Below are 21391 nucleotides of genomic sequence, written 5' to 3' on the forward strand. Positions count from 1 at the left end.
ACGTGAAAAAAATTAGCTTATTGTTCGCCAGTCTATGTGCCTTGTTTTTAGTGGCTTGTTCCAATCAAAAGCAGGCAGATGGCAAACTAAATATTGTGACAACCTTTTACCCTGTCTATGAATTTACCAAGCAAGTCGCAGGAGATACTGCTAATGTAGAACTCCTCATCGGTGCTGGTACAGAACCCCATGAATATGAACCGTCTGCCAAGGCAGTTGCCAAAATCCAAGACGCAGATACCTTCGTTTATGAAAATGAAAACATGGAAACATGGGTCCCTAAATTGCTAGATACTTTGGATAAGAAAAAGGTCAAAACCATCAAGGCGACAGGCGATATGTTGCTTTTGCCAGGTGGTGAGGAAGAAGAGGGAGACCATGACCATGGAGAAGAAGGCCATCACCATGAGTACGATCCCCATGTTTGGTTATCACCAGTTCGTGCCGTTAAACTTGTAGAGCACATCCGTGATAGCTTGTCAGCAGATTATCCTGATAAAAAAGAGACCTTTGAAAAGAATGCTGCTGCCTATATCGAAAAATTGCAAGCCTTGGATAAGGCTTATGCAGAAGGCTTGTCTCAAGCCAAACAAAAGAGCTTTGTGACTCAACACGCAGCCTTTAACTATCTTGCCTTGGACTATGGACTCAAACAAGTCGCAATCTCAGGTCTCTCTCCAGATGCAGAACCATCAGCTGCTCGTCTGGCAGAATTGACAGAGTACGTCAAGAAAAATAAAATTGCCTATATCTACTTTGAAGAAAATGCTTCACAAGCACTTGCTAACACACTTTCAAAAGAAGCAGGTGTCAAAACAGATGTCCTCAATCCTTTAGAAAGTCTGACAGAAGAGGATACCAAGGCTGGCGAAAACTACATCTCCGTTATGGAGAAAAACCTCAAGGCTCTGAAACAAACAACGGACCAAGAAGGCCCAGCAATTGAGCCTGAAAAGGCAGAGGATACCAAGACAGTTCAAAATGGTTACTTCGAGGATGCAGACGTCAAGGACCGCACCTTGAGTGACTATGTAGGTAACTGGCAATCAGTTTATCCTTTCCTTGAAGATGGTACGTTTGACCAAGTCTTTGACTACAAGTCTAAGTTGACTGGTAAGATGACTCAGGCTGAGTACAAGGCTTACTATACAAAAGGCTATCAGACAGATGTCACTAAGATCAACATTTCTGATAATACTATGGAATTTGTTCAAGGTGGACAAAGTAAGAAATTCACCTACAAGTATGTTGGTAAGAAAATCTTGACTTACAAGAAAGGCAATCGTGGCGTGCGCTTCCTCTTTGAAGCCACAGATGCAGACGCTGGACAGTTCAAGTATGTTCAGTTTAGTGACCACAATATCGCCCCAGTTAAGGCAGAACATTTCCATATCTTCTTTGGAGGCACAAGCCAAGAAGCCCTCTTTGAAGAAATGGATAACTGGCCAACCTACTACCCAGATAACCTATCTGGCCAAGAAATCGCTCAAGAAATGTTGGCGCATTGATGAGAATCAAAGGATAGCTTTGTATGAGGCTATCTTTTTAGTTACAAAATAGATGGTTAACATTTTCAAAGAAAAATAGCATAAAAATCTAGTTATCCGCATAAAAACTGGACTTATCACACTTTATCAAGGTCAAAACCACTCAATTTACTACTAATTTACTACTTATGAATGAGCTTTGATACGACGATTTATCCTTGAAAAGTGAAGATATAAAGATACTTCCAATAAAATTTGAATATTTAATAGGTAGACACTTCAAAAAATGAGGTGTCTATTTTTTTACCCGATTTTGAAAGGAAGTGAACTTATGAAAACAAAAAATCAAGAATCAAAAGGTCGTTCCCCACTCTTTAAGACCATCAAACATTCATTCAGCCAATAAAAAAGAAAGGATAGGTAAAAATATGGAACTTAAATTTGTGATTCCCAACATGGAAAAAACATTCGGCAATTTAGAATTTGCTGGCGAGGATAAAGTCGTTCAGCGAAGAATCAACGGACGGCTAACTGTCTTATCAAGAAGCTATAATCTCTATTCTGATGTTCAAAGAGCAGATGATATTGTGGTGGTGCTTCCTGCTGAAGCTGGCGAAAAACATTTCGGCTTTGAGGAACGTGTGAAGTTAGTCAATCCACGTATTACCGCAGAGGGCTACAAAATCGGCACTCGTGGTTTTACAAATTACCTTTTACATGCTGACGACATGATAAAAGAATAAAGAAAGAGAGGAAAAATGATGAGATTAGCAAATGGCATTGTATTAGATAAAGACACGACTTTTGGAGAATTGAAATTCTCTGCTCTACGTCGTGAAGTGAGAATCCAAAATGAAGACGGGTCGGTTTCAGATGAAATCAAGGAACGTACCTATGACTTAAAATCCAAAGGACAAGGACGCATGATTCAAGTAAGTATTCCTGCCAGCGTGCCTTTGAAAGAGTTTGATTATAACGCACGGGTGGAACTTATCAATCCCATTGCGGACACCGTTGCTACTGCCACCTATCAAGGAGCAGATGTTGACTGGTATATCAAGGCAGACGATATTGTGCTGACAAAGGATTCTAGTTCATTCAAAGCTCAACCACAAGCAAAGAAAGAACCGACACAAGACAAATAGTCGCTAGGTAGAAAGGAGACTTTTTCGCATGAAACAGCGTGGTAAAAGGATTCGCCCATCTGGTAAAGATTTAGTCTTTCATTTTACGATAGCGTCACTCCTGCCTGTTTTCCTGCTGGTTGTCGGACTGTTTCATGTGAAGACAATCCAGCAGATCAACTGGCAGGATTTTAACCTATCACAAGCAGATAAGATTGACATTCCCTATTTAATTATCAGTTTCAGTGTCGCAATTCTTATCTGCTTGCTGGTAGCGTTTGTATTCAAACGGGTTCGCTATGATACGGTTAAACAACTTTACCACCGTCAAAAACTGGCAAAGATGATACTTGAAAACAAGTGGTATGAATCTGAACAGGTCAAAACAGAGGGTTTCTTTAAAGATAGTGCTGGTCGTACAAAGGAAAAGATAACCTACTTCCCTAAAATGTATTATCGACTTAAAAATGGCTTGATACAGATACGGGTGGAAATCACGCTGGGAAAATATCAAGACCAACTCTTACACTTGGAAAAGAAATTAGAGAGTGGCTTGTACTGTGAGCTGACGGATAAAGAGTTAAAGGATTCCTATGTGGAATATACTTTGCTCTATGACACCATAGCCAGTCGTATTTCTATTGATGAAGTAGAAGCTAAAGATGGTAAACTTCGCTTAATGAAAAACGTATGGTGGGAATATGATAAGCTCCCTCATATGTTGATTGCTGGTGGTACAGGTGGCGGTAAAACTTACTTTATACTGACACTGATTGAAGCCTTGCTTCATACAGATTCAAAACTGTATATTCTTGACCCGAAAAATGCTGACCTTGCGGACTTAGGTTCTGTGATGGCAAATGTCTACTATAGAAAAGAAGACTTGCTTTCTTGCATTGAAACATTCTATGAAGAAATGATGAAACGTAGTGAGGAAATGAAGCAGATGAAGAACTATAAGACTGGCAAAAATTATGCTTACTTAGGTCTCCCGGCACACTTCTTAATCTTTGATGAATACGTCGCTTTCATGGAAATGCTGGGAACAAAAGAAAACACCGCAGTTATGAATAAGCTGAAACAGATTGTCATGTTAGGTCGTCAAGCTGGCTTCTTTCTAATACTGGCTTGTCAACGTCCAGACGCAAAATATTTAGGCGACGGAATCCGTGATCAGTTTAATTTCAGAGTGGCTTTAGGTCGTATGTCTGAAATGGGCTATGGCATGATGTTTGGCAGTGACGTACAAAAGGATTTCTTCTTAAAGCGAATCAAAGGTCGTGGCTATGTTGATGTAGGAACAAGTGTCATATCAGAGTTTTATACTCCCCTTGTACCAAAAGGATATGATTTCTTGGAGGAAATTAAAAAGTTATCCAACAGCAGACAGTCCACGCAGGCGACGTGCGAAGCGGAAGTCGCAGGTGTGGACTGATCTTGCTGGCTGGTGTGGCAATAGCCACGCCAGCACTTAACCCCCCGTATCTAATTCCGAGAAACTATTTGAAATAAAAAAGAATGCTGATAAATCAACATTCTCTAACTGTATTTTTTTATGAAGATATTAACTTTTGTCTGTTTAGCTACCAAAAGGCTACCAATAAATTTGAATTATTTTTAATATGATTTTTAGTAATATACATTATTACTGAGTTTCTGAAAAATTAACTACTACTGTCAACAATTTTACATATATATGACTTATTTTATCCTCGTAAATTCTAATTTGATTATTTCTTTTTCTTTGGTTTTGGTGCTGGTAACTCATCATACATCGAATTTAATAAGCCAGTTAAATATTCTTTGTTGTCAACATCATCTACCAATAGCATTGCCTTTGCTCTATCATATGGTAACTCATACTTTGCATTTGGCATATATGCTATTGCAGATTCAACAGGTTTCACTAAAAACCTATCATCATAAATTCCACCAACAATTTTTCCGCGATAATAAACAATATATTCGCCCATCATTGTTCTATATGTTATTTCTTCCAACTCGGATAGTTGTTCTAAAATGAAATCTAAATATTCTTTACTTGAAGCCATTTTTTCTATCTCCCTTAATTACTAGAATTTCATTCTTTTTAACAATAGCATAAGGTTATCGTTAAAAGGTATTATCTCGACAAACCGGGAGTTCTAATTTAGTTTATAATCGTATGATTTTATTGGCTATATCCTCTACAAATCGCTTATCGTGTTCCACAAATATGAGTGTAGGATTTGCTTCTTTTATAATTTCCTCAATCTGTATTCTTGATATTACATCTATATAGTTTAATGGTTCATCCCAAACAAATATATGAGCTGCCTTTGACAAACTTACAGCAATTAAAACTTTCTTTTTTTGTCCATCGCTATAGTTCTTCATATCCATTTCAAATAATTCTCTTGCAAAACCTAATTTTCTAAGAATTGTTTTGCACAATGTTTCATCAACACCTTGCTGATGAATATACTCATTTAAGCTACCTGTTAAATTTGATGTATCTTGAGGAATATACGATATTTTCAAATTATTTGCTAATTTTACATCACCTGAATACTCGTTATTTAGACCTAATAAAATTTTAATCAAGGTTGATTTTCCGCTACCATTACCCCCATATATAGCTGCTATATCTCCTTGTTTTATCTCAAAACTTACATCGCTTAATATCTGTCTTTCTCCATAGCATAATGATAAATTGCTAACCGATATTAGAGGATTTTTATGATGATGTAATGAATGCAATGATAGACTTTCCTTTGTTTCAATATCTTTTAGTAAATTTTGTTTTTCTTCTATTGCCTTATTTTGTCTCTTTTCCAAATTCTTTGATTTTTTCATCATCTTGGCTGACTGATGACCTATATGTCCCTTATCTGGTTTTACACCTGATACTTTCACACCATTTTTAGTGTTTTCAATTTTATCAGACCAAGTTTTACTTTGTCTTGCAGCTTCTTTTAATCGTTTAATATCTTTTCTTAATTTCTCGTTTTCACTAATTTCAAATTGGTCTTTCATCAATTTGTTTTCATACCAAGATGTAAAATTTCCTGATTGAACATCAATAGAATTCCTGTTAAGAGAAATAACATGATTGATACAGCCGTCTAAAAAATCTCTATCATGAGATATGAGCAAAAAACCTTTTTTACTTTTCAGATATTCACTGACATTTTTTCTTCCATCCATATCTAAATGGTTTGTTGGTTCATCTATAAGTAAAAAACCATCTTCTCTTGTAAACAAAATAGCCAAAAGGATTTTTGTTTGTTCTCCTTTGGATAGTGTTTCAAACTTTCTGTAAACAAGGTTCTCATCTACATTTAGCAAATGAAGTTCTCTAAATAATTTCCATTCTTCCTCATCTGATATTAGTTCTCTATATAACTCAATCCCTAATTTTGAAGTATCACTTAAATTGGGTGGGAATTTAATAAAGTCAACACTTTTGCTGATTTTCCCCTTATAAACTTCTTGGTTTAGAAGCAGCTTAAATAGTGTTGATTTCCCAATTCCGTTTCTTCCTATTAGCCCTGTTTTCCAGTTCGTATCAAATGAAAATGATACATTTTCAAATACAGGTTTTACATAGCCATAATATGAGAAAGTAAGGTTTTCAATTTTAATTGTTGACATAAAAACACCCCCTCAAATTCAGATTTGATTATTTCTTTTTCCAAACTTACAATATATTCTTTCAAGTTGCCTCGCCTCCTCATAAAATATCTATTTTCCTACAACGCTTTAATCTTCTCATTTATCAATTCAATAAACAGATTGGAGCAAATCAAGCCAAAATGACTGACTGTCTTGTCTTTCATTGCCACGGTTTTCCCAGCGTTTAATAAATGCTTTAGCTTGCTTTTTTTGTTCTCGGATGTTATTTACTTTTAATCCTCCAACCAATGCATTATTTTGACTTGTTTATTAAGAAGTCCTGTAAAAGACTAATAATTTGGTTTTTATCTTCCTCTGTTAATTCATGCTCTCTCAATAAACTAACTATCTCCTCAAGGCCATCATCTCGTCCTTTAAGAATCTCAAAAGAAGTATTTAAGATTTCAGCTAGTTTCTCTACTGTATCATCCCTTGGATTTCTCCCCCCGTTCTCCCACCTAGCATATTGAGCTTGAGCCACACCTAACTTTTCAGCAACTTCTAATTGAGTAAGTCCTGCATCTAGTCGGGCTTTTTTTATATTGTCTTTTAACATTTTAAAATTCCTTTCGTTTTTCTATTGACTTATAACCAAAATGGTTATATAAAAACAAAGCATACAAAATAGGTAATACTAGTTAGCTTATGAATATGCAAAAACACCCCAGAAAGCTCTGCAAAGCGTTCTGAGGCTTTCGTTTAAAACCAATACAATTATACCAAAATGGTAATAAAAAGTCCATAAGAAGCGAAATATGGCTAGATTGAGGATATTATGACATCAACACAATTTACATTTCAAAACAACAAAATTAACAATACTCATTCTTTTTATTCGCCTAGTTTAGAAGAATATATTCAAGTAAATGATAATGAATTTGAAGATATTCGAAATGAAGAAATTGAGCTTAGAGCACTTGAATTGCTCTCGCAGTTTCTAGACAAGTATTTTGGGTAGTTTAAAAACTAATAAATTAGAGATTGGGAGACAAGTGCAAGGGCGCGGGCCGAAGGCAGAGCGCCCGAAGCTCGAAGTTCTCCCAATCTCTAACATAAAAACTGGCGTTTCTAACAGCCAGCAATCAGATACACTTAAGGCAACGCCCTAAGTAACGAGTCGTCGGCAAAAATCAATAGTAGCAACGAATTACGCAGATTTTAAGCATAGAAAGGAGGCGTTACATTGAAAAATACCATTCAATCTCTACGAGAATATCAAAGTCAAGTAGATTTATCAAAACTAGAAAAATCTATTTATATCAGCATTGACCGATTAACAGTAATCTTTGATAGTGAGAACCAATCACTTAGACGAATATTTCGTGAATTACGAAAATCACTCGATAATATAATTCAAGAATTTAGTATTCAAGAAAATCTAAAAGAAGACTATTTTACTCTTTATAAAACGATAAACGAAGATAGTATAAATCTAATTTTCTTCCAACTTTCTGATTATGGTGGTTATCAAGTCATACGCCTAGACTTCAACCCAAACTCACTAAAAGAATTTGAGGGTTTACAAGTGTGGAGGCAGATTATGAATTACGCTCGATTAAATCGATTAGAAATTAGACTGTCACGATTAGATCTTGCTTTTGATATCTTTAATAGGCCAGAAATAGTTTTTTTACAACATATCAAAGGAGGGGTTAGTCATAAAATATTCTACGGTAGAGGGGGCAATATAGAAAGTAAATACTGGGGGGCAAGTGGTAGTAACGTTCAAGTACGTTTGTACGATAAGAATATAGAGGTACTAAGTCACAAAAGAGCTGATAAATTAGATATAGAAATCAAACCCTTTTGGTGGCGGTTAGAGTTCCAACTACGAACAAAGGCTATAAACGAGGAAACCATTTCAGAGATTTCTAAACGATTGGAGAATTTTAGCTTTTTTAGTCTTTCAAGTGTTCCAGATGATAGCAAAGCATTTGCCTATATTTTTCTTCATGAACCAGCACTCTTACCCGAATTATTCCCCTACCTGAAACCTAACACTATTAGAGTGAAAAAGACCAGACTTAGAAAACACCTAAAAGCATTTGATAGTAGCTCATTTTCTTTAGAACTACAAGATGCACTTAAAGAACAAACCCCACGATTAAATAATGAACTCAAACAATTAATAGGAGAATTCCTAGAACTTACTAGTAAAGGAGAAACTGACTTATGAACGATAAGCTAACTATGACAGTACAAGAAATTATGGACTTAGGTTTTTCAAAATGGACTGCTTATAATATTTTACGGCAAGCAAAACATATTATGGTTGAACGTGGATTCGATTTTTATAATAATAAAGGACTTGGAACAGTTCCAGTATCAGTTGTAGCAGAGATACTTGGATTGGAGGAACTACATGTCAAAAACTAGATATACCGGTGTTACGAAAGATGATAAGACTGGCAAATATACTTATTATTTTAAAGCTGGAGTTGACCTAGCTACTGGTAAACCTTATCAAGAACGTAGACGTGGTTTTCAAACCGCAAAAGAAGCCTTTGAAGCACGTACAAGAGCCTTGAATAAGATACAACAAAAAGGAGGAATTAAGCATACTCAATGGACTTTTAAGCAGTTTATGGAAGAAGTTTTTATGCCAAATTATTACGCTACAACAAGTCCGGATCTCGAACACAGACGTCAAGTTATATTCAATGAATTTATTCAATACTTTGGTAAGAAAAAACCTAGAGAAATTACTACTTATGATGTGATTAATTATAGAAATGGTTTATTAGAGAGATATTCAAATTCATATGCAAGAAACAAGATGACATTGCTTAATCAAGTTTTGAAAACTGCAAAAAAATATGGGTTGATTTTTCATGAAATTCCCACAAGTAATATCAGTCCAATTCCAATCATAAAAAAACATATAGATTTTTGGACAAAAGACGAGTTCCAAAAAGTAATACAATCACTTGATAAAAAAAGTTATTTTGAGCACTTTGTTTATACACTTTTTTGGCTTTATTATTTTACAGGAATGCGTGTAAATGAGGCGACTGCTCTTTATTGGGAAGATGTAGATTTTGAAAAGAAAACTCTAGCAATCAATCACAACTTACAGTACATAAACCGTGAAAATTGGGTTCGGCGTAACAAACTAAAAACTGAAAGCTCCAGACGAACCATTGGCCTTGATGATAATACTCTAAATGTACTTAAGGAATGGAAAGAACGACAAGCAAAAGTTGACAAGATACCATTCATTCTATCACTTGATGGAAATCCATATCGTAAACGTAGTATTAGAGACCAGATTCTAAAATATTCTAAACGTGCAGGAGTTAAATACATTCAACCAAAAGGTTTAAGACACTCCCATGCGTCATTACTTATTAATGAATATAATGTAAATGCTCTATATATTCAAAGACGATTAGGTCATTCTGATGTCAAAACTACACTTAGCATTTATAGTCATTTATACCCAAACGCTGATTCCGAATTAACAGATAAACTCAATCTCATATCAAGTGATTTTATCGACTAAATATCTTTGGCTACCAAATTAGCTACCAAAAAAAAGGAAATACACCTCAAAAGCCTCATTTTAAAGGGCTTTTTTTCATATTTTCCCACTATTTCTAACAGGGGGGTACAAATCGACAGGAAACAGTCAAAAAAACATTAGAAAATCCTTTGGTTACAAGGGATTTACAAAATTTCAGCGTATGTCAAATGGGCTTTAAAAGTTGACATACGCCTTTTTGATTGGAGGGATTTTTACTGAATGAACAAACTTGGTTACAGCATTTAAAAGAAAAACGCTTGGCTTATGGACTATCTCAAAACCGTTTAGCTGTTGCGACTGGTATTACAAGGCAGTATCTAAGCGATATTGAAACAGGAAAAGTCAAGCCATCAGAGGATTTACAGCAGTCCCTTTGGGAAGCTCTGGAACGCTTCAATCCCGACGCTCCCCTTGAAATGCTGTTTGATTATGTAAGAATTCGCTTTCCGACAACAGACGTACAGCAGGTGGTCGAAAACATCTTACAACTGAAACTGTCCTATTTTCTTCATGAGGACTATGGTTTCTATTCTTATTCAGAGCATTATGCTTTAGGCGACATATTCGTCCTTTGCTCCCATGAACTGGACAAAGGAGTTCTGGTGGAATTGAAAGGTCGTGGGTGCAGACAATTTGAAAGCTATCTTCTGGCACAACAAAGAAGCTGGTATGAGTTCTTTATGGACGTTTTGGTGGCTGGCGGTGTGATGAAACGCCTTGACCTTGCCATTAACGATAAGACAGGGATTTTAAATATCCCTGTACTCACTGAAAAGTGCCAACAGGAAGAATGTATCTCCGTCTTCCGCAGTTTTAAAAGCTATCGCAGTGGCGAACTGGTACGCAAAGAGGAAAAGGAATGTATGGGAAACACCCTCTATATCGGTTCATTACAAAGTGAAGTTTATTTCTGTATCTATGAAAAGGACTACGAGCAGTACAAGAAAAATGATATTCCCATTGAAGACGCAGAAGTAAAAAACCGTTTTGAGATTCGATTGAAAAATGAGCGTGCCTATTATGCAGTCCGTGATTTACTCGTCTATGACAATCCAGAGCATACCGCCTTTAAAATTATCAATCGGTATATCCGTTTTGTAGATAAAGACGATTCCAAACCTCGTTCTGATTGGAAACTGAATGAAGAATGGGCTTGGTTTATTGGGAACAATCGTGAACGATTAAAACTAACCACAAAACCAGAGCCTTACTCCTTCCAAAGGACGCTGAACTGGCTATCTCATCAAGTTGCCCCGACCTTAAAGGTTGCGATTAAACTTGATGAAATCAACCAGACGCAGGTTGTAAAAGACATTCTCGACCATGCGAAACTGACAGACCGACACAAGCAGATTTTGAAGCAACAGTCAGTAAAAGAACAGGACGTGATAACAACAAAAAAATAACTCAAATACAAATTCATTGAATATAGAGAGGAGAACATTTTTATGAATTTTGGACAAAACCTTTATAACTGGTTTCTATCAAACGCTCAATCACTGGTGCTTTTAGCAATCGTTGTGATTGGCTTGTATCTTGGCTTCAAGCGTGAGTTTAGCAAACTGATTGGCTTTTTAATTATTGCGATTATTGCGGTTGGCTTAGTCTTCAACGCTGCTGGAGTAAAAGACATTTTACTAGAGCTATTCAATCGCATTATTGGTGCTTAAATAAAACCGTTCTTTTGTGGAATATAAGTGGTTTTCTTATGTTCCGCAAAGGAATGGTACACCAAACGAAGTGCGGTAGGGATTTTTGAATCTCTACAAAGAAAGGACGTGAATATATGGACGATATGCAAGTCTATATTGCGAATTTAGGCAAATACAATGAGGGCGAATTGGTCGGTGCGTGGTTTACCTTTCCCATTGACTTTGAGGAAGTCAAAGAGAAAATCGGCTTGAATGATGAATATGAGGAATACGCCATTCATGACTACGAGTTACCCTTTACGGTTGACGAATACACTTCCATTGGCGAACTCAATCGACTATGGGAAATGGTATCGGAATTACCCGAAGAATTACAATCGGAGCTATCTGCTCTGCTCACTCATTTTTCAAGCATTGAAGAACTAAGCGAACATCAAGAGGATATTATCATTCATTCCGATTGTGATGATATGTATGACGTGGCACGCTACTACATTGAAGAAACGGGTGCTTTAGGCGAAGTACCAGCTAGTCTTCAAAACTATATTGATTATCAAGCCTATGGTCGGGATTTAGACCTTTCAGGAACGTTTATCTCAACCAATCATGGGATTTTTGAAATCGTCTATTAAATCTGTCGGTACATTACTACTGGCAGATTTTCTATTTTACGGGGTGGCTCAATCAGCTACCCCTATTTTTTATGAAAGGATTGATTACATGAAGAAAATACGAAGCTATACCAGTATCTGGTCTGTGGAAAAGGTACTGTATTCTATCAATGATTTTAGACTTCCGTTTCCCATAACCTTTACGCAAATGACATGGTTTGTCGTGTCACTCTTTGCAGTGATGATACTTGGCAACTTGCCCCCTCTTTCCATGATAGAGGGAGCATTTCTCAAATACTTTGGGATTCCTGTGGCTTTCACATGGTTTATGTCTACAAAAACTTTTGATGGTAAAAAGCCTTATGGATTTTTGAAGTCTGTCATTGCTTATGCACTGCGACCAAAGCTGACCTATGCAGGAAAAAAAGTAACGCTTGGCAGAAACCAGCCACAAGAAGCCATTACAGCAGTTAGGAGTGAATTTTATGGCATATCCAATTAAATACATTGAAAACAATCTCGTCTGGAATAAAGACGGGGAATGTTATGCTTACTATGAGCTTGTTCCTTACAATTACTCATTTCTAAGTCCAGAACAGAAAATACAAGTGCATGATTCTTTCAGACAGCTTATCGCACAAAATCGTGATGGCAAAATTCATGCTTTACAAATCAGTACAGAATCCAGCATACGTTCTGCACAAGAGCGTTCCAAAAATGAAGTCACTGGCAAGCTCAAAGCGGTTGCCTATGACAAAATCGACCAACAGACAGACGCTTTAATATCCATGATTGGCGAAAATCAAGTGAACTACCGTTTCTTTATCGGCTTTAAGTTGCTTCTCAACGATCAGGAGTTTTCTATGAAAAGTCTTACCGTTGAAGCAAAAAATGCTTTGTCTGATTTTGTCTATGATGTGAACCATAAGCTGATGGGCGATTTTGTTAGTATGAGTAATGATGAAATCCTGCGTTTTCAGAAGATGGAAAAGCTCTTAGAAAATAAAATCTCTCGTCGTTTCAAAATCCGCAGGTTAGATAAGGACGACTTCGGCTATCTGATTGAACACCTTTACGGACAGACAGGCACTGCCTATGAAGAGTATGAGTACCATCTATCAAAGAAAAAGCTGGATAATGAAACGCTGATTAAATACTATGACTTGATTAAGCCTACTCGCTGTTTGGTGGAAGAAAAACAGCGATATTTGAAAATCCAGCAGGAAGATGAAACCGTCTATGTAGCTTACTTTACCATTAACAGCATTGTCGGAGAACTGGACTTCCCGTCCTCTGAAATCTTCTACTACCAGCAACAGCAATTTACATTCCCGATTGATACGTCAATGAATGTGGAAATTGTAGCGAATCGTAAAGCCCTATCTACTGTCCGCAATAAAAAGAAAGAACTGAAAGACTTGGATAACCACGCTTGGCAAAGTGATAATGAAACCAGCTCCAATGTGGCGGAAGCTCTGGAAAGTGTGAATGAGCTGGAAACCAATTTAGACCAAAGCAAGGAATCTATGTACAAGCTGTCTTATGTGGTAAGGGTATCAGCAAATGATCTTGACGAACTCAAACGTCGTTGTAATGAAGTGAAAGATTTTTATGACGATTTAAGCGTAAAACTGGTACGACCATTTGGGGATATGCTCGGCTTACATGAAGAATTTTTACCTGCCAGCAAGCGTTATATGAATGATTATATTCAATACGTGACCTCTGATTTCCTCGCTGGTTTAGGTTTTGGTGCTACTCAAATGCTGGGGGAAAATGAGGGGATTTATGTTGGCTACAGCTTAGATACTGGACGCAATGTCTATCTGAAACCTGCTCTTGCCAGTCAAGGGGTTAAGGGTTCAGTAACCAATGCGTTAGCGTCGGCTTTTGTTGGTTCGCTGGGTGGTGGTAAATCCTTTGCGAATAACCTTATCGTCTATTATGCGGTGCTTTATGGGGCACAAGCAGTGATTGTAGACCCAAAAGCAGAACGTGGCAGATGGAAAGAAACCTTGCCAGAGATTTCCCATGAAATCAATATCGTCACTCTGACTTCTGATGAGAAAAACAAAGGCTTACTTGACCCTTATGTGATTATGAAAAATCCCAAAGATTCTGAATCACTGGCTATTGATATTCTGACATTCCTTACGGGGATTTCCTCTCGTGATGGGGAACGCTTCCCAATCCTTAGAAAAGCCATTCGTGCAGTAACCAATAGTGAAGTACGAGGGTTGATGAAAGTGATTGAGGAATTACGGGTTGAGAATACGCCACTAAGTACCAGTATAGCCGACCATATCGAAAGTTTTACAGACTATGACTTTGCACATTTATTATTCAGTAATGGTTATGTGGAGCAGTCTATCAGCTTAGAAAAACAACTGAACATTATACAGGTTGCGGACTTGGTACTTCCCGACAAGGAAACTTCCTTTGAGGAATATACCACTATGGAGCTTTTATCCGTTGCTATGCTGATTGTCATTAGTACCTTTGCTTTAGACTTTATCCATACAGACCGAAGCATTTTCAAGATTGTAGATTTAGACGAAGCATGGAGCTTTTTACAGGTAGCACAAGGAAAAACACTATCTATGAAGCTGGTTCGGGCTGGTCGTGCTATGAACGCTGGGGTATATTTCGTGACCCAAAATACAGACGACCTCTTAGATGAAAAACTGAAAAATAACCTCGGCTTAAAATTTGCATTTCGTTCCACTGACCTTAACGAGATTAAAAAGACCTTAGCCTTTTTTGGTGTAGACCCAGAGGACGAAAACAATCAGAAGCGATTGCGTGATTTGGAAAACGGGCAATGCCTTATCAGTGATTTATATGGTCGTGTCGGTGTGATACAGTTCCACCCTGTATTTGAAGAACTGCTCCATGCCTTTGATACCAGACCACCTGTGCGAAAAGAGGTGTAAATGTGAAACCATCAATAGTAAACAGAATAAAATCAAACTGGACGCTGAAACGTCTAGGTAAAGTGGCAATGACAGTGGCTTTCACACTTGTGATTGCCATTTTTCTTTTAGCCATGCTGGGAACGGTGGTTCAAGCTGCGGGCTTGGTAGATGATACGGTCAATGTGGCAAATGAATACAGCCGATACCCACTTGAAAACTATCAACTGGATTTTTATGTGGATAATAGCTGGGGCTGGCTTCCGTGGAACTGGTCGGACGGGATTGGAAAACAGGTCATGTATGGACTATATGCCATTACCAATTTTATTTGGACAATCAGTTTGTATGTTTCCAATGCGACAGGTTACTTAGTACAGGAAGCCTATTCCTTAGACTTCATTTCCGCTACAGCAGATTCCATTGGTAAGAATATGCAGACCTTAGCTGGTGTGAGTGCAAACGGATTTTCAACAGAGGGTTTCTATGTTGGATTCCTCTTACTCTTGATTTTGGTTCTTGGGGTTTATGTTGCCTATACGGGACTGATAAAGAGAGAAACCACAAAGGCAATTCATGCCATTATGAATTTTGTGCTGGTGTTTATCCTATCGGCTTCCTTTATTGCCTACGCTCCCGACTACATTAAAAAAATCAATGACTTTTCATCAGACATCAGTAATGCCAGTTTATCACTTGGCACGAAGATTGTCATGCCCCATTCCGATAGTCAAGGCAAGGACAGCGTGGACTTAATCAGAGATAGCCTGTTTTCCATACAGGTTCAGCAACCGTGGCTACTGCTTCAATACAACAGTTCAGACATTGAAAGTATCGGTATTGACCGTGTGGAAAGCCTGCTCTCCACCAGCCCAGATTCCAACAATGGCGAAGACAGAGAAAAAATTGTTGCGGAAGAAATTGAAGACAGAAGCAATACCAATCTAACCATTACAAAGACCATTAACCGTTTAGGTACAGTCTTCTTCCTATTTGTCTTCAATATTGGGATTTCCATATTTGTATTCCTATTAACAGGAATCATGATTTTCTCGCAGGTACTTTTTATCATCTATGCTATGTTTCTGCCTGTGAGCTTTATTTTAAGCATGATTCCATCATTTGATGGTATGTCAAAACGAGCCATAACAAAGCTCTTTAATACCATTTTGACACGAGCTGGAATCACATTGATTATTACGACAGCATTTAGTATTTCAACCATGCTCTATACCTTATCGGCTGGTTATCCGTTCTTTTTGATTGCTTTTCTACAGATTGTGACCTTTGCAGGAATCTACTTCAAGCTGGGCGATTTAATGAGTATGTTTTCTCTACAGAGTAACGATTCTCAAAGTGTGGGAAGTCGTGTGATGAGAAAACCTCGTATGCTTATGCACGCTCACATGCACCGTCTACAGCGGAAACTTGGACGTTCCATGACTACTCTAGGGGCTGGGTCTGCCATTGTTACAGGTAAAAAAGGACAGTCGGGTTCGGGGAGTTCTGCAAGGACACAAGCAGATCACTCCCGACCAGACGGAAAGGAAAAATCAACACTTGGAAAACGTATCGGTCAAACCATCGGTACAGTAGCTGATACCAAAGACAGAATGGTAGACACTGCTAGTGGTTTGAAAGAACAGGTTAAAGATTTGCCGACCAATGCAAGATATGCAGTATATCAAGGAAAATCCAAAGTAAAAGAGAATGTCCGTGATTTAACCAGTAGTATTTCTCAAACCAAAGCGGACAGAGCCAGTGGACGCAAGGAACAGCAGGAACAAAGGCGAAAAACCATTGCGAAGCGTCGCTCTGAAATGGAACAGGTCAAACAGAAAAAACAGCCTGCTTCTTCTGTTCATGAAAGACCGACTACAAGACAAGAACAATATCATGATGAACAGACCTCAAAACAGTCTAATATTCAGACTTCATATAAGGAATCTCAACAAGCCAAACAAGAGCGTCCAGCAGTTAAGTCCGATTTTTCAAGTCCAAAAGTGGAACGCCAAGGCAATACCGTTCAAGAAAAAACCGTTCAAAAGCCAGCAACTTCAACCACTACAGCAGATAGAACTTCACAACGTCCAATCACAAAAGAACGTCCGTCTACTGTTCAAAGAGTACCACTACAAAATACAAGAAGTAGACCACCAATCAAAACCGCCACCATTAAGAAAGTCGGTAAGAAACCATGAAGTTGAAAACTTTAGTGATTGGTGGTTCTGGATTATTCTTGATGGTCTTCTCACTGCTTCTGTTTGTTGCCATTTTATTTTCAGATGAACAGGACAGCGGAATTTCCAATATTCATTATGGAGGTGTGAATGTTTCCGCAGAAGTGCTGGCTCATAAGCCTATGGTAGAAAAATATGCCAAAGAATATGGCGTTGAAGAATATGTCAACATACTTCTTGCGATTATACAGGTGGAATCGGGCGGTACTGCGGAAGATGTTATGCAGTCCTCGGAATCCCTCGGTCTTCCACCTAATTCATTGAGTACAGAAGAATCCATTAAGCAAGGTGTGAAGTATTTCAGTGAATTATTAGCCAGTAGCGAAAGGCTCAGTGTAGATTTAGAATCGGTTATCCAGTCCTACAATTATGGTGGTGGTTTCTTAGGGTATGTGGCTAATCGTGGAAATAAATATACCTTTGAACTGGCTCAAAGTTTCTCAAAAGAGTATTCAGGTGGCGAAAAAGTGTCTTACCCCAATCCCATAGCCATACCTATCAATGGGGGCTGGCGATACAACTATGGCAATATGTTTTATGTGCAACTGGTAACGCAGTATCTTGTCACAACAGAGTTTGATGATGATACGGTACAAGCCATCATGGACGAAGCACTGAAATATGAGGGCTGGCGATACGTTTACGGTGGAGCTTCCCCGACTACTTCTTTTGATTGTAGCGGACTGACACAATGGACGTATGGAAAAGCTGGAATTAACTTACCACGAACCGCACAACAGCAATATGATGTGACCCAGCATATCCCACTATCGGAAGCACAAGCTGGCGATTTGGTTTTCTTTCATTCTACCTATAACGCTGGCTCTTATATTACTCATGTTGGGATATACCTTGGCAATAACCGTATGTTTCATGCAGGCGACCCAATCGGTTATGCCGACTTAACAAGCCCCTACTGGCAACAGCATTTAGTGGGAGCAGGACGAATCAAACAATGAGAAAGGAAGATTTAATGATGAAATTTAGAAAAAATCAGAATAAAGAAAAACAGATACCAAAGGAAAAGAAACCTCGTGTCTACTATAAGGTCAATCCTCATAAAAAGGTTGTGATTGCCTTGTGGGTACTTTTAGGGCTTAGTTTCAGCTTTGCGATATTCAAGCACTTTACAGCTATAGATACTCATACTATTCACGAAACAACTATCATAGAAAAGGAATACGTTGATACTCATCATGTAGAAAATTTTGTAGAGAACTTTGCGAAAGTCTACTATTCATGGGAGCAATCCGATAAGTCCATTGATAATCGAATGGAAAGTCTAAAAGGCTATCTGACAGATGAACTTCAAGCTCTCAATGTTGATACAGTACGCAAAGATATTCCTGTATCGTCTTCTGTAAGAGGATTTCAGATATGGACGGTAGAGCCAACTGGCGACAATGAGTTTAATGTAACCTACAGTGTAGACCAGCTCATTACAGAGGGAGAAAATACAAAGACCGTCCACTCTGCTTATATAGTGAGTGTCTATGTAGATGGTTCTGGAAATATGGTACTGGTTAAGAATCCGACCATTACCAACATACCTAAGAAATCAAGTTATAAACCAAAAGCCATTGAAAGTGAGGGGACGGTTGATTCCATTACAACCAATGAAATCAATGAGTTTTTAACGACGTTCTTCAAGCTCTATCCTACAGCGACAGCCAGTGAACTTTCCTACTATGTGAATGACGGGATATTAAAACCAATCGGAAAAGAGTACATCTTTCAAGAACTGGTAAATCCTATTCACAATCGTAAGGATAATCAAGTCACGGTATCGCTGACAGTGGAGTATATCGACCAGCAGACCAAAGCAACGCAGGTATCTCAATTTGATTTGGTACTTGAAAAGAACGGGAGTAATTGGAAGATTATAGAATAACAAATATTGGTACATTATTACAGCTATTTTGTAATCACGTACTCTCTTTGATAAAAAATTGGAGATTCCTTTACAAATATGCTCTTATGTGCTATTATTTAAGTATCTATTTAAAAGGAGTTAATAAATATGCGGCAAGGTATTCTTAAATAAACTGTCAATTTGATAGTGGGAACAAATAATTGGATGTCCTTTTTTAGGAGGGCTTAGTTTTTTGTACCCAGTTTAAAAATACCTTTATCATGTGATTCTAAAGTATCCGGAGAATATCTGTATGCTTTGTATGCCTATGGTTATGCATAAAAATCCCAGTGATAAGAGTATTTATCACTGGGATTTTTATGCCCTTTTGGGCTTTTGAATGGAGGAAAATCACATGAAAATTATTAATATTGGAGTTTTAGCTCATGTTGATGCGGGAAAAACTACCTTAACAGAAAGCTTATTATATAACAGTGGAGCGATTACAGAATTAGGAAGCGTGGACAAAGGTACAACGAGGACGGATAATACGCTTTTAGAACGTCAGAGAGGAATTACAATTCAGACAGGAATAACCTCTTTTCAGTGGGAAAATACGAAGGTGAACATCATAGACACGCCAGGACATATGGATTTCTTAGCAGAAGTATATCGTTCATTATCAGTTTTAGATGGGGCAATTCTACTGATTTCTGCAAAAGATGGCGTACAAGCACAAACTCGTATATTATTTCATGCACTTAGGAAAATGGGGATTCCCACAATCTTTTTTATCAATAAGATTGACCAAAATGGAATTGATTTATCAACGGTTTATCAGGATATTAAAGAGAAACTTTCTGCCGAAATTGTAATCAAACAGAAGGTAGAACTGTATCCTAATATGTGTGTGACGAACTTTACCGAATCTGAACAATGGGATACGGTAATAGAGGGAAACGATGACCTTTTAGAGAAATATATGTCCGGTAAATCATTAGAAGCATTGGAACTCGAACAAGAGGAAAGCATAAGATTTCAGAATTGTTCTCTGTTCCCTCTTTATCATGGAAGTGCAAAAAGTAATATAGGGATTGATAACCTTATAGAAGTTATTACTAATAAATTTTATTCATCAACACATCGAGGTCCGTCTGAACTTTGCGGAAATGTTTTCAAAATTGAGTATTCGGAAAAAAGACAGCGTCTTGCATATATACGTCTTTATAGTGGCGTACTGCATTTGCGAGATTCGGTTAGAATATCGGAAAAGGAAAAAATAAAAATTACAGAAATGTATACTTCAATAAATGGTGAATTATGTAAAATCGATAAGGCTTATTCCGGGGAAATTGTTATTTTGCAGAATGAGTTTTTGAAGTTAAATAGTGTTCTTGGAGATACAAAGCTATTGCCACAGAGAGAGAGAATTGAAAATCCGCACCCTCTACTACAAACAACTGTTGAACCGAGTAAACCTGAACAGAGAGAAATGTTGCTTGATGCCCTTTTGGAAATCTCAGATAGTGATCCGCTTCTACGATATTACGTGGATTCTGCGACACATGAAATCATACTTTCTTTCTTAGGGAAAGTACAAATGGAAGTGACTTGTGCTCTGCTGCAAGAAAAGTATCATGTGGAGATAGAAATAAAAGAGCCTACAGTCATTTATATGGAAAGACCGTTAAAAAAAGCAGAGTATACCATTCACATCGAAGTTCCACCGAATCCTTTCTGGGCTTCCATTGGTCTATCTGTAGCACCGCTTCCATTAGGGAGCGGAGTACAGTATGAGAGCTCGGTTTCTCTTGGATACTTAAATCAATCGTTTCAAAATGCAGTTATGGAGGGGATACGCTATGGCTGTGAACAAGGATTGTATGGTTGGAATGTGACGGACTGTAAAATCTGTTTTAAGTATGGCTTATACTATAGCCCTGTTAGTACCCCAGCAGATTTTCGGATGCTTGCTCCTATTGTATTGGAACAAGTCTTAAAAAAAGCTGGAACAGAATTGTTAGAGCCATATCTTAGTTTTAAAATTTATGCGCCACAGGAATATCTTTCACGAGCATACAACGATGCTCCTAAATATTGTGCGAACATCGTAGACACTCAATTGAAAAATAATGAGGTCATTCTTAGTGGAGAAATCCCTGCTCGGTGTATTCAAGAATATCGTAGTGATTTAACTTTCTTTACAAATGGACGTAGTGTTTGTTTAACAGAGTTAAAAGGGTACCATGTTACTACCGGTGAACCTGTTTGCCAGCCCCGTCGTCCAAATAGTCGGATAGATAAAGTACGATATATGTTCAATAAAATAACTTAGT

Annotated in this window: 21 protein-coding genes and 1 pseudogene; 19 read left to right on the forward strand and 3 right to left on the reverse strand. The window is 37.7% G+C overall.

Annotated elements, in window-relative coordinates:
- Positions 1–2: 2 nt before the first annotated feature.
- From adcA to F9B91_RS05315, 4 genes are all read left to right on the forward strand, one after another.
- On the forward strand, positions 3–1508 hold the full coding sequence (gene adcA / locus F9B91_RS05295; RefSeq protein WP_049546879.1) for a zinc ABC transporter substrate-binding lipoprotein AdcA: 1506 nt from the start codon (positions 3–5) through the stop codon (positions 1506–1508).
- A 407-nt stretch (positions 1509–1915) separates the two neighbouring features.
- Positions 1916–2230 carry a YdcP family protein gene (locus tag F9B91_RS05305; RefSeq protein WP_000420682.1) on the forward strand — a complete coding sequence of 105 codons (315 nt, stop codon included), beginning with the start codon at positions 1916–1918 and terminating at the stop codon, positions 2228–2230.
- Between the two features lie 15 nt (positions 2231–2245).
- On the forward strand, positions 2246–2632 hold the full coding sequence (locus F9B91_RS05310; RefSeq protein ID WP_000985015.1) for a YdcP family protein: 387 nt from the start codon (positions 2246–2248) through the stop codon (positions 2630–2632).
- A 28-nt stretch (positions 2633–2660) separates the two neighbouring features.
- Positions 2661–4046 (forward strand): FtsK/SpoIIIE domain-containing protein, encoded by a 1386-nt coding sequence (locus F9B91_RS05315; RefSeq protein WP_000813488.1) that lies wholly within the window; start codon positions 2661–2663, stop codon positions 4044–4046.
- Positions 4047–4341: 295 nt separating this feature from the next.
- Here F9B91_RS05315 and F9B91_RS05325 read toward each other — a convergent pair whose 3' ends face one another.
- The 3 genes from F9B91_RS05325 to F9B91_RS05340 form a co-directional block, all read right to left on the reverse strand.
- Positions 4342–4662 (reverse strand): TfoX/Sxy family protein, encoded by a 321-nt coding sequence (locus tag F9B91_RS05325; protein ID WP_000168528.1) that lies wholly within the window; start codon positions 4660–4662, stop codon positions 4342–4344.
- Between the two features lie 103 nt (positions 4663–4765).
- Positions 4766–6244, reverse strand: coding sequence for an ABC-F type ribosomal protection protein Lsa(C) (gene lsa(C) / locus F9B91_RS05330; RefSeq protein WP_150922694.1), 1479 nt, complete (start codon positions 6242–6244; stop codon positions 4766–4768).
- Positions 6245–6518: 274 nt separating this feature from the next.
- Positions 6519–6821, reverse strand: coding sequence for a helix-turn-helix transcriptional regulator (locus F9B91_RS05340; RefSeq protein ID WP_125381737.1), 303 nt, complete (start codon positions 6819–6821; stop codon positions 6519–6521).
- A gap of 219 nt (positions 6822–7040) precedes the next feature.
- On the opposite strand from F9B91_RS05340, the gene F9B91_RS05345 reads away from it, so the two are divergent.
- From F9B91_RS05345 to tet(M), 15 genes and pseudogenes are all read left to right on the forward strand, one after another.
- Positions 7041–7223: a hypothetical protein gene (locus F9B91_RS05345; protein WP_000204836.1), complete on the forward strand. Its 183-nt coding sequence runs from the start codon at positions 7041–7043 to the stop codon at positions 7221–7223.
- 225 nt (positions 7224–7448) lie between these two features.
- Positions 7449–8441, forward strand: coding sequence for a hypothetical protein (locus F9B91_RS05350; RefSeq protein WP_000799121.1), 993 nt, complete (start codon positions 7449–7451; stop codon positions 8439–8441).
- Positions 8438–8641 carry a DUF3173 family protein gene (locus tag F9B91_RS05355; RefSeq protein ID WP_000998327.1) on the forward strand — a complete coding sequence of 68 codons (204 nt, stop codon included), beginning with the start codon at positions 8438–8440 and terminating at the stop codon, positions 8639–8641. The genes F9B91_RS05350 and F9B91_RS05355 overlap by 4 nt, the downstream gene beginning before the upstream one ends.
- Positions 8628–9767, forward strand: coding sequence for a tyrosine-type recombinase/integrase (locus F9B91_RS05360; RefSeq protein WP_047209537.1), 1140 nt, complete (start codon positions 8628–8630; stop codon positions 9765–9767). The genes F9B91_RS05355 and F9B91_RS05360 overlap by 14 nt, the downstream gene beginning before the upstream one ends.
- Before the next feature lie 79 nt (positions 9768–9846).
- Positions 9847–9966 carry a conjugal transfer protein gene (locus tag F9B91_RS05365; protein WP_079261586.1) on the forward strand — a complete coding sequence of 40 codons (120 nt, stop codon included), beginning with the start codon at positions 9847–9849 and terminating at the stop codon, positions 9964–9966.
- A gap of 22 nt (positions 9967–9988) precedes the next feature.
- A complete protein-coding gene (mobT, locus tag F9B91_RS05370) occupies positions 9989–11194 on the forward strand; it encodes a MobT family relaxase (protein WP_000398284.1) in 1206 nt (401 codons plus the stop codon).
- Positions 11195–11236: 42 nt separating this feature from the next.
- Positions 11237–11458 (forward strand): hypothetical protein, encoded by a 222-nt coding sequence (locus F9B91_RS05375; RefSeq protein ID WP_001009056.1) that lies wholly within the window; start codon positions 11237–11239, stop codon positions 11456–11458.
- 116 nt (positions 11459–11574) lie between these two features.
- The gene (locus tag F9B91_RS05380; RefSeq protein ID WP_000342539.1) at positions 11575–12072 is read left to right on the forward strand and encodes an antirestriction protein ArdA; all 498 of its coding nucleotides are present in this window, start codon (positions 11575–11577) and stop codon (positions 12070–12072) included.
- Between the two features lie 88 nt (positions 12073–12160).
- The gene (locus tag F9B91_RS05385) at positions 12161–12553 is read left to right on the forward strand and encodes a conjugal transfer protein (protein WP_000723888.1); all 393 of its coding nucleotides are present in this window, start codon (positions 12161–12163) and stop codon (positions 12551–12553) included.
- Complete coding sequence (locus tag F9B91_RS05390; RefSeq protein ID WP_000331160.1) at positions 12537–14984, forward strand: ATP-binding protein; 2448 nt, start codon at positions 12537–12539, stop codon at positions 14982–14984. The genes F9B91_RS05385 and F9B91_RS05390 overlap by 17 nt, the downstream gene beginning before the upstream one ends.
- A 2-nt stretch (positions 14985–14986) precedes the next feature.
- On the forward strand, positions 14987–17164 hold the full coding sequence (locus F9B91_RS05395; RefSeq protein WP_000804748.1) for a CD3337/EF1877 family mobilome membrane protein: 2178 nt from the start codon (positions 14987–14989) through the stop codon (positions 17162–17164).
- A complete protein-coding gene (locus F9B91_RS05400) occupies positions 17161–18162 on the forward strand; it encodes a lysozyme family protein (RefSeq protein ID WP_000769868.1) in 1002 nt (333 codons plus the stop codon). The genes F9B91_RS05395 and F9B91_RS05400 overlap by 4 nt, the downstream gene beginning before the upstream one ends.
- Positions 18159–19094 carry a conjugal transfer protein gene (locus tag F9B91_RS05405; RefSeq protein WP_001224320.1) on the forward strand — a complete coding sequence of 312 codons (936 nt, stop codon included), beginning with the start codon at positions 18159–18161 and terminating at the stop codon, positions 19092–19094. Before F9B91_RS05400 ends, F9B91_RS05405 begins: the two co-directional genes overlap by 4 nt.
- 313 nt (positions 19095–19407) lie before the next feature.
- Positions 19408–19455: pseudogene (locus F9B91_RS11680) on the forward strand (hypothetical protein); the annotation flags it as partial.
- Positions 19456–19470: 15 nt separating this feature from the next.
- Complete coding sequence (gene tet(M), locus F9B91_RS05415; RefSeq protein WP_150922695.1) at positions 19471–21390, forward strand: tetracycline resistance ribosomal protection protein Tet(M); 1920 nt, start codon at positions 19471–19473, stop codon at positions 21388–21390.
- The last annotated feature ends 1 nt before the right edge of the window (position 21391 follow it).

Origin of the sequence: Streptococcus mitis (assembly GCF_008763935.1) — a bacterium.
Taxonomy (GTDB): Bacteria; Bacillota; Bacilli; order Lactobacillales; family Streptococcaceae; genus Streptococcus; species Streptococcus mitis_DB.